At 46.6% G+C, this 15,535-nt stretch carries 5 protein-coding genes, 9 tRNA genes and 6 rRNA genes; all 20 read left to right on the forward strand.

The genetic code is table 11. The annotated features are described in order from the left end of the window. Positions 1 to 5 precede the first annotated feature (5 nt). The 20 genes from folB to PQQ29_RS01670 all read left to right on the forward strand — a co-directional run bounded on the left by folB (position 6) and on the right by PQQ29_RS01670 (position 15,529). Positions 6 to 380 (forward strand): dihydroneopterin aldolase, encoded by a 375-nt coding sequence (gene folB / locus PQQ29_RS01575; RefSeq protein WP_003760053.1) that lies wholly within the window; start codon positions 6 to 8, stop codon positions 378 to 380. Continuing rightward, entirely contained in the window at positions 373 to 852 is a 480-nt protein-coding gene (gene folK / locus PQQ29_RS01580; protein ID WP_003772464.1) for a 2-amino-4-hydroxy-6-hydroxymethyldihydropteridine diphosphokinase, read from the forward strand. The genes folB and folK overlap by 8 nt, the downstream gene beginning before the upstream one ends. 75 nt (positions 853 to 927) lie before the next feature. After that, positions 928 to 1,923: a tRNA dihydrouridine synthase DusB gene (gene dusB, locus PQQ29_RS01585; protein WP_010990300.1), complete on the forward strand. Its 996-nt coding sequence runs from the start codon at positions 928 to 930 to the stop codon at positions 1,921 to 1,923. Between the two features lie 114 nt (positions 1,924 to 2,037). Then, positions 2,038 to 3,534 (forward strand): lysine--tRNA ligase, encoded by a 1,497-nt coding sequence (gene lysS, locus PQQ29_RS01590; RefSeq protein WP_003772459.1) that lies wholly within the window; start codon positions 2,038 to 2,040, stop codon positions 3,532 to 3,534. 448 nt (positions 3,535 to 3,982) lie between these two features. Then, positions 3,983 to 5,532: ribosomal RNA gene (locus tag PQQ29_RS01595) — 16S ribosomal RNA — on the forward strand. Between the two features lie 247 nt (positions 5,533 to 5,779). Continuing rightward, a 23S ribosomal RNA gene (locus PQQ29_RS01600) occupies positions 5,780 to 8,711 on the forward strand. Between the two features lie 77 nt (positions 8,712 to 8,788). Continuing rightward, positions 8,789 to 8,904 (forward strand): 5S ribosomal RNA (gene rrf / locus PQQ29_RS01605). 12 nt (positions 8,905 to 8,916) lie between these two features. Continuing rightward, positions 8,917 to 8,989 (forward strand) — tRNA-Val (locus PQQ29_RS01610). Positions 8,990 to 8,996: 7 nt separating this feature from the next. Beyond that, a tRNA-Thr gene (locus PQQ29_RS01615) sits at positions 8,997 to 9,072 on the forward strand. A 40-nt stretch (positions 9,073 to 9,112) separates the two neighbouring features. Continuing rightward, a tRNA-Lys gene (locus tag PQQ29_RS01620) sits at positions 9,113 to 9,185 on the forward strand. Positions 9,186 to 9,190: 5 nt separating this feature from the next. Further along, positions 9,191 to 9,272 (forward strand) — tRNA-Leu (locus tag PQQ29_RS01625). Between the two features lie 11 nt (positions 9,273 to 9,283). After that, positions 9,284 to 9,355 (forward strand) — tRNA-Gly (locus tag PQQ29_RS01630). Between the two features lie 21 nt (positions 9,356 to 9,376). Beyond that, positions 9,377 to 9,462, forward strand: a tRNA-Leu gene (locus PQQ29_RS01635). A gap of 12 nt (positions 9,463 to 9,474) precedes the next feature. Further along, positions 9,475 to 9,548, forward strand: a tRNA-Arg gene (locus PQQ29_RS01640). Positions 9,549 to 9,558: 10 nt separating this feature from the next. Continuing rightward, positions 9,559 to 9,632, forward strand: a tRNA-Pro gene (locus PQQ29_RS01645). 19 nt (positions 9,633 to 9,651) lie between these two features. After that, a tRNA-Ala gene (locus PQQ29_RS01650) sits at positions 9,652 to 9,727 on the forward strand. A gap of 277 nt (positions 9,728 to 10,004) precedes the next feature. Beyond that, positions 10,005 to 11,554, forward strand: a 16S ribosomal RNA gene (locus PQQ29_RS01655). 247 nt (positions 11,555 to 11,801) lie between these two features. Continuing rightward, positions 11,802 to 14,733: ribosomal RNA gene (locus PQQ29_RS01660) — 23S ribosomal RNA — on the forward strand. A 77-nt stretch (positions 14,734 to 14,810) separates the two neighbouring features. Next, positions 14,811 to 14,926, forward strand: a 5S ribosomal RNA gene (gene rrf, locus PQQ29_RS01665). The 16S, 23S and 5S rRNA genes sit together here with 9 tRNA genes alongside, the layout of an rRNA operon. Positions 14,927 to 15,070: 144 nt before the next feature. Next, the gene (locus PQQ29_RS01670) at positions 15,071 to 15,529 is read left to right on the forward strand and encodes a CtsR family transcriptional regulator (RefSeq protein WP_003760062.1); all 459 of its coding nucleotides are present in this window, start codon (positions 15,071 to 15,073) and stop codon (positions 15,527 to 15,529) included. Positions 15,530 to 15,535 lie beyond the last annotated feature (6 nt).

Here is a 15,535-nt window from a genome sequence, read left to right on the forward strand (position 1 = left end):
TTTGATTGGATAAAATTTATTTAAATGAATTAGCGTTTTATGGTTATCATGGAGTTTTACAAGAAGAAACAAAATTAGGTCAAACATTTAGAGTATCTCTAATCCTTGGACTTTCTACAAAAAAAGCAGGTCAATCAGATAGTGTAGATGACACTGTAAGTTATGCGGATGTCTATGAAACCGTGAAAGGAATCGTAGAAGGTACGCCGTTTAAACTAATTGAAGCCCTTGCTGAAAAAATCGCATCAGAAGTTTTAACAGACTATCCGCTTTTAGAAGAGATTACGGTCAAACTTATTAAACCAAATCCGCCAATTCCAGGTCACTATGATTCTGTTGCAGTCGAAATTAAACGTAAGAGAAGTGATTTGGATGGCTAAAGCTTTTTTGTCGATTGGTACAAACATAGGGGAACGTTTAGATAATCTAAATGATGCACTAAGAGGCCTAGCTGATTCTGAAAAAATCAAAATTACTAATGTTTCTAGCGTTTATGAAACAGATGCGGTAGGTTATGAAGATCAAGCAGCATTTTTAAATATCGCAGCGGAAGTCGAAACGGACTTTACGCCAAATGAATTACTAGACTTTTGCCTTGCTCTCGAACTTGAATTGGGGCGAGTTCGATTGTTTAAATGGGGGCCGCGCTTAATCGATATTGATATTCTATTATACGACGATGTTAAAATCGATACAGAAAAGCTAAAAATCCCACATCCTTATATGAAAGAACGCGCTTTTGTAATGATACCTTTAATAGAAATTTCACCAGAAAAAAGCAATCTTTTAGAGAATCCAGCAATTTTAGAAGAACAAGGCGTTCGAAAAATAAAAAATCAAGTGAACTGGTAAAATTGGCACTTGCAGAAAAAACTGATTATGATAACATATCACTAGCGCAATTTAAGAGGAAGGGGTTTACCAATAATGTTTAAAATCGGTAACGTAGAAATTAAGAACCAAGTAGTTGTGGCGCCAATGGCCGGTATATCCAATTCCGCATTTCGTCTAACAGTCAAAGAATTCGGAGCAGGCCTAGTTTGCTGTGAAATGATTAGTGACAAAGGAATCGCATACCGTAATGCTAAAACACTTGATATGCTATATATTGATGAAAAAGAAAAACCACTAAGCTTACAAATTTTTGGTGGTGAGAAAGAAACGCTTGTGGAGGCTGCGAAATTTGTGGCTGAAAACACTACAGCAGATATTATTGATATTAATATGGGCTGCCCTGTAAACAAAATTATCAAATGTGAAGCTGGAGCAAAATGGTTACTTGATCCAAATAAAGTTTATGATATGGTAGCTGCTGTTGTGGATGCTGTTGATAAACCTGTAACAGTTAAAATGCGTATCGGTTGGGACGAAGAACATGTCTTTGCTATCGAAAATGCTCTCGCGGCTGAACGTGCAGGCGCTGCAGCTGTTGCAATGCATGGTCGTACTCGTGTCCAAATGTACGAAGGTAGTGCAAACTGGGATGTGCTTAGAGATGTAAAACGCGAGCTAAAAATCCCGTTCATGGCAAATGGTGACGTAAGAACACCTGAAGATGCCAAACGAATCCTAGAACATACAGGAGCTGATGGCGTAATGATCGGCCGTGCTGCACTTGGAAACCCGTGGATGATTTACAGAACTGTGAAATTCTTGGAAACAGGAGAACTACTACCAGAACCAGAACCACGCGAAAAAATGGAAACAGCTATGCTTCACTTAAACCGTTTAGTCGAATTAAAAGGTGAAAACATTGCTGTACGCGAATTTAGACAACACGCAGCATACTATTTAAAAGGAGCTCGCGGTAGTACCCGTGCAAAAGTAGCTGCTAACCAAGCGACAAAACAATCAGAAATGGAAGCAATTTTAAATGAATTTGTTCTTCAATACGAAGAAAAAGCATTAGCAAAACAAGATTAATCATTGTTGCCTCGAGATTTCGGGGCAATTTTTAAATTTATACTAGAAAAACAAGACCAAAAAAGCGTATAATGGAAACATCTGTAGAAATGAATAGAATAGGAGTGTACCTATATGAGTAACGAGAATCATGAAGAACTAAATGACCAACTCATCGTCCGTCGAGAAAAAGTGGACACATTGCGCGAAGAAGGCATAGATCCTTTTGGTGAGAAATTCATCCGTTCCATCAGCCCGGAAGAAATTGAAACAAAATTTGCTGATAAATCAAAAGAAGACCTTGAAGAAGCTGCGATTGAAGTTTCTGTAGCAGGACGAATCATGACGAAGCGTGTCAAAGGTAAAGTAGGTTTCACGCATATTCAAGACCGTTTCCATCAATTACAAATCTACATTCGTAAAGATGCTATTGGCGAAGATGCCTATGCAATTTTCAAATTAGCTGATTTAGGAGACATTATTGGTATAAAAGGAACTATTTTCCGCACTAACACAGGGGAGTTATCCGTAAAAGCAACAGAGTTCACTTTACTTTCTAAATCATTACGCCCACTTCCTGATAAATATCACGGTTTAAAAGACGTAGAACAACGCTACCGTCAACGTTATTTAGACTTAATTACAAATGAAGAAAGTCAAAATCGTTTTGTTATGCGTAGTAAAATCTTGAAATACACTCGTGATTACATGGATAATCAAGGTTTCTTAGAAGTAGAAACACCAGTACTCCATACCATTGCTGGCGGAGCTGCCGCAAAACCATTTATTACACATCATAATGCACTTGATATGGAATTATACTTACGAATCGCCTTAGAACTTCATCTGAAACGCCTAATTGTCGGCGGGATGGATAAAGTCTATGAAATCGGTCGTGTTTTCCGTAATGAAGGAACATCCACACGCCATAACCCTGAATTCACAATGCTAGAATCATACGCTGCTTATGAAGATTATGAAGATGTTATGGACTTAGTGGAAGGCTTAGTATCAACAGTATGTAAACAAGTAAATGGAACAACAAAAATAACATACGGCGAATACGATGTAGATCTGACTCCAAATTGGCGTCGTATCCACATGGCAGACGCAGTAAAAGAATATGTAGGCGTAGATTTCTGGAATGTAACATCTGATGAAGAAGCACACGAACTAGCTAAAAAACATGATGTAGCAGTAACAGAACACATGACGTATGGCCATATTCTTAATGAATTTTTTGAAACATACGTAGAAGAGAAACTAATTCAACCAACATTTGTATATGGTCATCCAGTGGAAATTTCTCCTTTAGCTAAGAAAAACAAAGAAGACGAGCGTTTCACTGATCGTTTTGAATTATTCATCGTTGGTCGTGAACATGCTAATGCGTTCTCAGAATTAAATGATCCAATTGATCAAAGAGAACGTTTTGAAGCACAAATGAAAGAACGCGAACAAGGAAATGATGAGGCTCACGGAATGGATGCAGATTTCCTTGAAGCATTAGAATATGGTCTACCGCCAACAGGTGGACTAGGTATAGGTATAGATCGCCTAGTAATGCTATTAACAGACGCTCCATCTATCCGGGATATATTATTATTCCCAACAATGAAACATCGCGATTAACAACGAATCCAGAGCTGATTTTACCAGTTCTGGATTTTGCTATTTTTTTAGAAAAAAACAAATTTGCCAAAGAGAAACTTTTTCTTAAAATATGCTTGCAATACCTATAAAAACATGATATATTTATAAACGTTCCAGTTAAACAAAGACAAAATGTTCTTCAGGAAATTAAATTTTTTTGAAAAAACTTCTTGACTTTAACTACTGGATAGAGTAAGATATAAGAGTTGCTGCTAAACACGGCGACGAAGAAAAAGTGACCTTTGAAAACTGAACAAAGAAGAAGACGAAAAGCAATGAGACGTAAAGTCTCACTGGTAATCGCAGGGCAGAAAACAGAAAGCTGTTTTCAACAAAAACAAACTAGTAATTTAATTGCTAGCGAAGTCAATTTGACGCAAGGAATCTTATTCACGGTGTTGAATAAGTATTCAAATTCAATTTATATTTTAAAGAGAGTTTGATCCTGGCTCAGGACGAACGCTGGCGGCGTGCCTAATACATGCAAGTCGAACGAACGGAGGAAGAGCTTGCTCTTCCAAAGTTAGTGGCGGACGGGTGAGTAACACGTGGGCAACCTGCCTGTAAGTTGGGGATAACTCCGGGAAACCGGGGCTAATACCGAATGATAGAGTGTGGCGCATGCCACGCTCTTGAAAGATGGTTTCGGCTATCGCTTACAGATGGGCCCGCGGTGCATTAGCTAGTTGGTAGGGTAATGGCCTACCAAGGCAACGATGCATAGCCGACCTGAGAGGGTGATCGGCCACACTGGGACTGAGACACGGCCCAGACTCCTACGGGAGGCAGCAGTAGGGAATCTTCCGCAATGGACGAAAGTCTGACGGAGCAACGCCGCGTGTATGAAGAAGGTTTTCGGATCGTAAAGTACTGTTGTTAGAGAAGAACAAGGATAAGAGTAACTGCTTGTCCCTTGACGGTATCTAACCAGAAAGCCACGGCTAACTACGTGCCAGCAGCCGCGGTAATACGTAGGTGGCAAGCGTTGTCCGGATTTATTGGGCGTAAAGCGCGCGCAGGCGGTCTTTTAAGTCTGATGTGAAAGCCCCCGGCTTAACCGGGGAGGGTCATTGGAAACTGGAAGACTGGAGTGCAGAAGAGGAGAGTGGAATTCCACGTGTAGCGGTGAAATGCGTAGATATGTGGAGGAACACCAGTGGCGAAGGCGACTCTCTGGTCTGTAACTGACGCTGAGGCGCGAAAGCGTGGGGAGCAAACAGGATTAGATACCCTGGTAGTCCACGCCGTAAACGATGAGTGCTAAGTGTTAGGGGGTTTCCGCCCCTTAGTGCTGCAGCTAACGCATTAAGCACTCCGCCTGGGGAGTACGACCGCAAGGTTGAAACTCAAAGGAATTGACGGGGGCCCGCACAAGCGGTGGAGCATGTGGTTTAATTCGAAGCAACGCGAAGAACCTTACCAGGTCTTGACATCCTTTGACCACTCTGGAGACAGAGCTTTCCCTTCGGGGACAAAGTGACAGGTGGTGCATGGTTGTCGTCAGCTCGTGTCGTGAGATGTTGGGTTAAGTCCCGCAACGAGCGCAACCCTTGATTTTAGTTGCCAGCATTTAGTTGGGCACTCTAAAGTGACTGCCGGTGCAAGCCGGAGGAAGGTGGGGATGACGTCAAATCATCATGCCCCTTATGACCTGGGCTACACACGTGCTACAATGGATGGTACAAAGGGTCGCGAAGCCGCGAGGTGGAGCCAATCCCATAAAACCATTCTCAGTTCGGATTGTAGGCTGCAACTCGCCTACATGAAGCCGGAATCGCTAGTAATCGTGGATCAGCATGCCACGGTGAATACGTTCCCGGGCCTTGTACACACCGCCCGTCACACCACGAGAGTTTGTAACACCCGAAGTCGGTAGGGTAACCTTTATGGAGCCAGCCGCCGAAGGTGGGACAGATAATTGGGGTGAAGTCGTAACAAGGTAGCCGTATCGGAAGGTGCGGCTGGATCACCTCCTTTCTAAGGAAAAGGAAACCTGTGAGTTTTCGTTCTTCTCTATTTGTTCAGTTTTGAGAGGTTAGTACTTCTCAAGTATGTTTGTTCTTTGAAAACTAGATAAGAAAGTTAGTAAAGTTAGCATAGATAATTTATTATTTATGACACAAGTAACCGAGAATCATCTGAAAGTGAATCTTTCATCTGATAGGAAGTATCATCGCTGATACGGAACATCAGAAAAACAACCTTTACTTCGTAGAAGTAAATTGGTTAAGTTAGAAAGGGCGCACGGTGGATGCCTTGGCACTAGGAGCCGAAGAAGGACGGGACTAACACCGATATGCTTTGGGGAGCTGTACGTAAGCGTTGATCCAGAGATTTCCGAATGGGGGAACCCACTATCTTTAGTCGGATAGTATCCTTACGTGAATACATAGCGTGAGGAAGGCAGACCCAGGGAACTGAAACATCTAAGTACCTGGAGGAAGAGAAAGAAAAATCGATTTCCTGAGTAGCGGCGAGCGAAACGGAAAGAGCCCAAACCAAGAAGCTTGCTTCTTGGGGTTGTAGGACACTCTATACGGAGTTACAAAAGAAAGTTATAAATGAAGCGGTCTGGAAAGGCCCGCCAAAGACGGTAACAGCCCGGTAGTTGAAATGGCTTTCCCTCCAGAGTGGATCCTGAGTACGACGGAACACGTGAAATTCCGTCGGAATCCGGGAGGACCATCTCCCAAGGCTAAATACTCCCTAGTGACCGATAGTGAACCAGTACCGTGAGGGAAAGGTGAAAAGCACCCCGGAAGGGGAGTGAAACAGTTCCTGAAACCGTGTGCCTACAAGTAGTTAGAGCCCGTTAATGGGTGATAGCGTGCCTTTTGTAGAATGAACCGGCGAGTTACGATTTGTTGCAAGGTTAAGCGGAAAAAGCGGAGCCGTAGCGAAAGCGAGTCTGAATAGGGCGCATAAGTAACAGGTCGTAGACCCGAAACCAGGTGATCTACCCATGTCCAGGATGAAGGTAAGGTAATACTTACTGGAGGTCCGAACCCACGCACGTTGAAAAGTGCGGGGATGAGGTGTGGGTAGCGGAGAAATTCCAATCGAACTTGGAGATAGCTGGTTCTCTCCGAAATAGCTTTAGGGCTAGCCTCGAGGTAAAGAGTCATGGAGGTAGAGCACTGTTTGGACTAGGGGCCCTTCTCGGGTTACCGAATTCAGATAAACTCCGAATGCCATGTACTTATACTCGGGAGTCAGACTGCGAGTGATAAGATCCGTAGTCGAAAGGGAAACAGCCCAGACCACCAGTTAAGGTCCCCAAATATATGTTAAGTGGAAAAGGATGTGGGGTTGCTTAGACAACCAGGATGTTGGCTTAGAAGCAGCCACCATTGAAAGAGTGCGTAATAGCTCACTGGTCGAGTGACCCCGCGCCGAAAATGTACCGGGGCTAAACATATTACCGAAACTGTGGATGAACCTCTTCGGAGGTTCGTGGTAGGAGAGCGTTCTAAGGGCGGTGAAGTCAGACCGGAAGGACTGGTGGAGCGCTTAGAAGTGAGAATGCCGGTATGAGTAGCGAAAGAAGGGTGAGAATCCCTTCCACCGAATATCTAAGGTTTCCTGAGGAAGGCTCGTCCGCTCAGGGTTAGTCGGGACCTAAGCCGAGGCCGATAGGCGTAGGCGATGGACAACAGGTAGAGATTCCTGTACCAGTGCTAATTGTTTAACCGATGGGGTGACACAGAAGGATAGGGAATCGCACGAATGGAAATGTGCGTCCAAGCAGTGAGTGTGAGAAGTAGGCAAATCCGCTTCTTGCGAAGCATGAGCTGTGATGGGGAAGGAAATTAAGTACGGAAGTTCCTGATTTCACGCTGTCAAGAAAAGCCTCTAGGAAGAGTAGTACTGCCCGTACCGCAAACCGACACAGGTAGATGAGGAGAGAATCCTAAGGTGAGCGAGAGAACTCTCGTTAAGGAACTCGGCAAAATGACCCCGTAACTTCGGGAGAAGGGGTGCTCTATTAGGGTGCAAGCCCGAGAGAGCCGCAGTGAATAGGCCCAGGCGACTGTTTAGCAAAAACACAGGTCTCTGCAAAACCGTAAGGTGACGTATAGGGGCTGACGCCTGCCCGGTGCTGGAAGGTTAAGAGGAGTGCTTAGCTTCGGCGAAGGTACGAATTGAAGCCCCAGTAAACGGCGGCCGTAACTATAACGGTCCTAAGGTAGCGAAATTCCTTGTCGGGTAAGTTCCGACCCGCACGAAAGGCGCAACGATCTGGGCACTGTCTCAACGAGAGACTCGGTGAAATTATAGTACCTGTGAAGATGCAGGTTACCCGCGACAGGACGGAAAGACCCCGTGGAGCTTTACTGCAACCTGATATGGAATGTTTGTACCGCTTGTACAGGATAGGTAGGAGCCGAAGAGACGTGTGCGCTAGCATACGAGGAGGCAATGGTGGGATACTACCCTGGCTGTATGACCATTCTAACCCGCCACGCTAAGCGCGTGGGGAGACAGTGTCAGGTGGGCAGTTTGACTGGGGCGGTCGCCTCCTAAAGAGTAACGGAGGCGCCCAAAGGTTCCCTCAGAATGGATGGAAATCATTCGCAGAGTGTAAAGGCACAAGGGAGCTTGACTGCGAGACTGACAAGTCGAGCAGGGACGAAAGTCGGGCTTAGTGATCCGGTGGTTCCGCATGGAAGGGCCATCGCTCAACGGATAAAAGCTACCCCGGGGATAACAGGCTTATCTCCCCCAAGAGTCCACATCGACGGGGAGGTTTGGCACCTCGATGTCGGCTCGTCGCATCCTGGGGCTGTAGTCGGTCCCAAGGGTTGGGCTGTTCGCCCATTAAAGCGGCACGCGAGCTGGGTTCAGAACGTCGTGAGACAGTTCGGTCCCTATCCGTCGCGGGCGCAGGAAATTTGAGAGGAGCTGTCCTTAGTACGAGAGGACCGGGATGGACACACCGCTGGTGTACCAGTTGTTCCGCCAGGAGCATCGCTGGGTAGCTATGTGTGGCAGGGATAAACGCTGAAAGCATCTAAGCGTGAAGCCCCCCTCAAGATGAGATTTCCCATTTCTTCGGAAAGTAAGATCCCTGAAAGATGATCAGGTAGATAGGTTTGGAGTGGAAGTGTAGCGATACATGGAGCGGACAAATACTAATCGATCGAGGACTTAACCAAAAAATGAAACAAAGTTACCTAACTGAACCCTTTCTTCTCTAGTTTTGAGAGAGCAATCTTTCAACAACTTCATATTGTCTGGTAGTTATGGCGAGAAGGTCACACCCGTTCCCATCCCGAACACGGTAGTTAAGCTTCTCTGCGCCAATGGTAGTTGGGGGCTTCCCCCTGCGAGAGTAGGTCGCTGCCGGGCAATATTATTTCTGGAGGTTTAGCTCAGCTGGGAGAGCATCTGCCTTACAAGCAGAGGGTCAGCGGTTCGATCCCGTTAACCTCCATTTTTATGCCGGCTTAGCTCAGTTGGTAGAGCAACTGATTTGTAATCAGTAGGTCGCGAGTTCGACTCTTGCAGCCGGCACCATTAATATTATCTTTATAATAATACATATTTTTATTGTAGAGAGCCGTTAGCTCAGTTGGTAGAGCATCTGACTTTTAATCAGAGGGTCGCTGGTTCGAACCCAGCACGGCTCACTTTTGCGGGTGTGGCGGAATTGGCAGACGCACCAGATTTAGGATCTGGCGCCGCGAGGCGTGGGGGTTCAAGTCCCTTCACCCGCACTTATAAATATGCGGAAGTAGTTCAGTGGTAGAACATCACCTTGCCAAGGTGGGGGTCGCGGGTTCGAACCCCGTCTTCCGCTTGTTTTCAAAAGTTCCAATATGCCGGGGTGGCGGAACTGGCAGACGCACAGGACTTAAAATCCTGCGGATAGTGATATCCGTACCGGTTCGATTCCGGTCCTCGGCATTATTTTCATATGCGCCCATAGCTCAACTGGATAGAGTACTTGACTACGAATCAAGCGGTTAGAGGTTCGACTCCTCTTGGGCGCACTTTATTAAACGGGAAGTAGCTCAGCTTGGTAGAGCACTTGGTTTGGGACCAAGGGGTCGCAGGTTCGAATCCTGTCTTCCCGATTGTTTCATCTTTTATAATGGGGCCTTAGCTCAGCTGGGAGAGCGCCTGCTTTGCACGCAGGAGGTCAGCGGTTCGATCCCGCTAGGCTCCACCAATTATTTTTTTGAAAATGTGTTGACATTGTCAAAGAAATAGAGTAAGATACAAGAGTTGCTGCTAAACACGGCAACGAAGAAAAAGTGACCTTTGAAAACTGAACAAAGAAGAAGACGAAAAGCAATGAGACGTAAAGTCTCACTGGTAATCGCAGGGCAGAAAACAGAAAGCTGTTTTCAACAAAAACAAACTAGTAATTTAATTGCTAGCGAAGTCAATTTGACGCAAGGAATCTTATTCACGGTGTTGAATAAGTATTCAAATTCAATTTATATTTTAAAGAGAGTTTGATCCTGGCTCAGGACGAACGCTGGCGGCGTGCCTAATACATGCAAGTCGAACGAACGGAGGAAGAGCTTGCTCTTCCAAAGTTAGTGGCGGACGGGTGAGTAACACGTGGGCAACCTGCCTGTGAGTTGGGGATAACTCCGGGAAACCGGGGCTAATACCGAATGATAGAGTGTGGCGCATGCCACGCCTTTGAAAGATGGTTTCGGCTATCGCTTACAGATGGGCCCGCGGTGCATTAGCTAGTTGGTAGGGTAATGGCCTACCAAGGCAACGATGCATAGCCGACCTGAGAGGGTGATCGGCCACACTGGGACTGAGACACGGCCCAGACTCCTACGGGAGGCAGCAGTAGGGAATCTTCCGCAATGGACGAAAGTCTGACGGAGCAACGCCGCGTGTATGAAGAAGGTTTTCGGATCGTAAAGTACTGTTGTTAGAGAAGAACAAGGATAAGAGTAACTGCTTGTCCCTTGACGGTATCTAACCAGAAAGCCACGGCTAACTACGTGCCAGCAGCCGCGGTAATACGTAGGTGGCAAGCGTTGTCCGGATTTATTGGGCGTAAAGCGCGCGCAGGCGGTCTTTTAAGTCTGATGTGAAAGCCCCCGGCTTAACCGGGGAGGGTCATTGGAAACTGGAAGACTGGAGTGCAGAAGAGGAGAGTGGAATTCCACGTGTAGCGGTGAAATGCGTAGATATGTGGAGGAACACCAGTGGCGAAGGCGACTCTCTGGTCTGTAACTGACGCTGAGGCGCGAAAGCGTGGGGAGCAAACAGGATTAGATACCCTGGTAGTCCACGCCGTAAACGATGAGTGCTAAGTGTTAGGGGGTTTCCGCCCCTTAGTGCTGCAGCTAACGCATTAAGCACTCCGCCTGGGGAGTACGACCGCAAGGTTGAAACTCAAAGGAATTGACGGGGGCCCGCACAAGCGGTGGAGCATGTGGTTTAATTCGAAGCAACGCGAAGAACCTTACCAGGTCTTGACATCCTTTGACCACTCTGGAGACAGAGCTTTCCCTTCGGGGACAAAGTGACAGGTGGTGCATGGTTGTCGTCAGCTCGTGTCGTGAGATGTTGGGTTAAGTCCCGCAACGAGCGCAACCCTTGATTTTAGTTGCCAGCATTTAGTTGGGCACTCTAAAGTGACTGCCGGTGCAAGCCGGAGGAAGGTGGGGATGACGTCAAATCATCATGCCCCTTATGACCTGGGCTACACACGTGCTACAATGGATGGTACAAAGGGTCGCGAAGCCGCGAGGTGGAGCCAATCCCATAAAACCATTCTTAGTTCGGATTGTAGGCTGCAACTCGCCTACATGAAGCCGGAATCGCTAGTAATCGTGGATCAGCATGCCACGGTGAATACGTTCCCGGGCCTTGTACACACCGCCCGTCACACCACGAGAGTTTGTAACACCCGAAGTCGGTAGGGTAACCTTTATGGAGCCAGCCGCCGAAGGTGGGACAGATAATTGGGGTGAAGTCGTAACAAGGTAGCCGTATCGGAAGGTGCGGCTGGATCACCTCCTTTCTAAGGAAAAGGAAACCTGTGAGTTTTCGTTCTTCTCTATTTGTTCAGTTTTGAGAGGTTAGTACTTCTCAAGTATGTTTGTTCTTTGAAAACTAGATAAGAAAGTTAGTAAAGTTAGCATAGATAATTTATTATTTATGACACAAGTAACCGAGAATCATCTGAAAGTGAATCTTTCATCTGATAGGAAGTATCATCGCTGATACGGAACATCAGAAAAACAACCTTTACTTCGTAGAAGTAAATTGGTTAAGTTAGAAAGGGCGCACGGTGGATGCCTTGGCACTAGGAGCCGAAGAAGGACGGGACTAACACCGATATGCTTTGGGGAGCTGTACGTAAGCGTTGATCCAGAGATTTCCGAATGGGGGAACCCACTATCTTTAGTCGGATAGTATCCTTACGTGAATACATAGCGTGAGGAAGGCAGACCCAGGGAACTGAAACATCTAAGTACCTGGAGGAAGAGAAAGAAAAATCGATTTCCTGAGTAGCGGCGAGCGAAACGGAAAGAGCCCAAACCAAGAAGCTTGCTTCTTGGGGTTGTAGGACACTCTATACGGAGTTACAAAAGAAAGTTATAAATGAAGCGGTCTGGAAAGGCCCGCCAAAGACGGTAACAGCCCGGTAGTTGAAATGGCTTTCCCTCCAGAGTGGATCCTGAGTACGGCGGAACACGTGAAATTCCGTCGGAATCCGGGAGGACCATCTCCCAAGGCTAAATACTCCCTAGTGACCGATAGTGAACCAGTACCGTGAGGGAAAGGTGAAAAGCACCCCGGAAGGGGAGTGAAACAGTTCCTGAAACCGTGTGCCTACAAGTAGTTAGAGCCCGTTAATGGGTGATAGCGTGCCTTTTGTAGAATGAACCGGCGAGTTACGATTTGTTGCAAGGTTAAGCGGAAAAAGCGGAGCCGTAGCGAAAGCGAGTCTGAATAGGGCGCATAAGTAACAGGTCGTAGACCCGAAACCAGGTGATCTACCCATGTCCAGGATGAAGGTAAGGTAATACTTACTGGAGGTCCGAACCCACGCACGTTGAAAAGTGCGGGGATGAGGTGTGGGTAGCGGAGAAATTCCAATCGAACTTGGAGATAGCTGGTTCTCTCCGAAATAGCTTTAGGGCTAGCCTCGAGGTAAAGAGTCATGGAGGTAGAGCACTGTTTGGACTAGGGGCCCTTCTCGGGTTACCGAATTCAGATAAACTCCGAATGCCATGTACTTATACTCGGGAGTCAGACTGCGAGTGATAAGATCCGTAGTCGAAAGGGAAACAGCCCAGACCACCAGTTAAGGTCCCCAAATATATGTTAAGTGGAAAAGGATGTGGGGTTGCTTAGACAACCAGGATGTTGGCTTAGAAGCAGCCACCATTGAAAGAGTGCGTAATAGCTCACTGGTCGAGTGACCCCGCGCCGAAAATGTACCGGGGCTAAACATATTACCGAAACTGTGGATGAACCTCTTTAGAGGTTCGTGGTAGGAGAGCGTTCTAAGGGCGGTGAAGTCAGACCGGAAGGACTGGTGGAGCGCTTAGAAGTGAGAATGCCGGTATGAGTAGCGAAAGAAGGGTGAGAATCCCTTCCACCGAATATCTAAGGTTTCCTGAGGAAGGCTCGTCCGCTCAGGGTTAGTCGGGACCTAAGCCGAGGCCGATAGGCGTAGGCGATGGACAACAGGTAGAGATTCCTGTACCAGTGCTAATTGTTTAACCGATGGGGTGACACAGAAGGATAGGGAATCGCACGAATGGAAATGTGCGTCCAAGCAGTGAGTGTGAGAAGTAGGCAAATCCGCTTCTTGCGAAGCATGAGCTGTGATGGGGAAGGAAATTAAGTACGGAAGTTCCTGATTTCACGCTGTCAAGAAAAGCCTCTAGGAAGAGTAGTACTGCCCGTACCGCAAACCGACACAGGTAGATGAGGAGAGAATCCTAAGGTGAGCGAGAGAACTCTCGTTAAGGAACTCGGCAAAATGACCCCGTAACTTCGGGAGAAGGGGTGCTCTATTAGGGTGCAAGCCCGAGAGAGCCGCAGTGAATAGGCCCAGGCGACTGTTTAGCAAAAACACAGGTCTCTGCAAAACCGTAAGGTGACGTATAGGGGCTGACGCCTGCCCGGTGCTGGAAGGTTAAGAGGAGTGCTTAGCTTCGGCGAAGGTACGAATTGAAGCCCCAGTAAACGGCGGCCGTAACTATAACGGTCCTAAGGTAGCGAAATTCCTTGTCGGGTAAGTTCCGACCCGCACGAAAGGCGCAACGATCTGGGCACTGTCTCAACGAGAGACTCGGTGAAATTATAGTACCTGTGAAGATGCAGGTTACCCGCGACAGGACGGAAAGACCCCGTGGAGCTTTACTGCAACCTGATATGGAATGTTTGTACCGCTTGTACAGGATAGGTAGGAGCCGAAGAGACGTGTGCGCTAGCATACGAGGAGGCAATGGTGGGATACTACCCTGGCTGTATGACCATTCTAACCCGCCACGCTAAGCGCGTGGGGAGACAGTGTCAGGTGGGCAGTTTGACTGGGGCGGTCGCCTCCTAAAGAGTAACGGAGGCGCCCAAAGGTTCCCTCAGAATGGATGGAAATCATTCGCAGAGTGTAAAGGCACAAGGGAGCTTGACTGCGAGACTGACAAGTCGAGCAGGGACGAAAGTCGGGCTTAGTGATCCGGTGGTTCCGCATGGAAGGGCCATCGCTCAACGGATAAAAGCTACCCCGGGGATAACAGGCTTATCTCCCCCAAGAGTCCACATCGACGGGGAGGTTTGGCACCTCGATGTCGGCTCGTCGCATCCTGGGGCTGTAGTCGGTCCCAAGGGTTGGGCTGTTCGCCCATTAAAGCGGCACGCGAGCTGGGTTCAGAACGTCGTGAGACAGTTCGGTCCCTATCCGTCGCGGGCGCAGGAAATTTGAGAGGAGCTGTCCTTAGTACGAGAGGACCGGGATGGACACACCGCTGGTGTACCAGTTGTTCCGCCAGGAGCATCGCTGGGTAGCTATGTGTGGCAGGGATAAACGCTGAAAGCATCTAAGCGTGAAGCCCCCCTCAAGATGAGATTTCCCATTTCTTCGGAAAGTAAGATCCCTGAAAGATGATCAGGTAGATAGGTTTGGAGTGGAAGTGTAGCGATACATGGAGCGGACAAATACTAATCGATCGAGGACTTAACCAAAAAATGAAACGAAGTTACCTAACTGAACCCTTTCTTCTCTAGTTTTGAGAGAGCAATCTTTCAACAACTTCATATTGTCTGGTAGTTATGGCGAGAAGGTCACACCCGTTCCCATCCCGAACACGGTAGTTAAGCTTCTCTGCGCCAATGGTAGTTGGGGGCTTCCCCCTGCGAGAGTAGGTCGCTGCCGGGCAATAGTAAAAGTCCTAATTATTTAGGGCTTTTTTTGTTATAAAAAGATAAATAAATTGCTAAAAGGTACAGGTATCTAGTATAATTAAAGTCAAAAATAGTCAAAGTCAGTGATTTGGAAAATATGGAAAGGAGATTCCTTATAATGAAAAATATTTCTGATATTATAGAAGCTTATTTAAAGCAAGTGCTGGAGTCTAGTGAAGCAGTTGAAATTAAGAGAAGTGAAATTGCGGATAAGTTTGAATGTGTGCCTTCTCAAATCAACTATGTAATCAACACTAGATTTACAATGGAACGCGGGTATATTGTTGAAAGTAAACGCGGTGGTGGCGGATATATTCGAATCATCAAAGTGAAAATGAATGATAAGCTTCAATTATTAGAAGCTATTATATCTATGGTTCATGATAAAAAGGTATCTCAATCTTTTTCTGAAGATGTAATTTTAAGGTTACTTGAAGAAGATGTTATAACGAAGAAAGAAGCAAGACTGATGGTTGCTGCACTTGATCGTGAGGTTTTAATTTTACCTCTGCCAGATAGAGATATTTTGCGTAGTAGGATACTCGAATCAATGTTAGTTGCTTTGAAATATGATTAAGGTGTG

The organism is Listeria innocua (assembly GCF_028596125.1).
Lineage (GTDB): Bacteria > Bacillota > Bacilli > Lactobacillales > Listeriaceae > Listeria > Listeria innocua.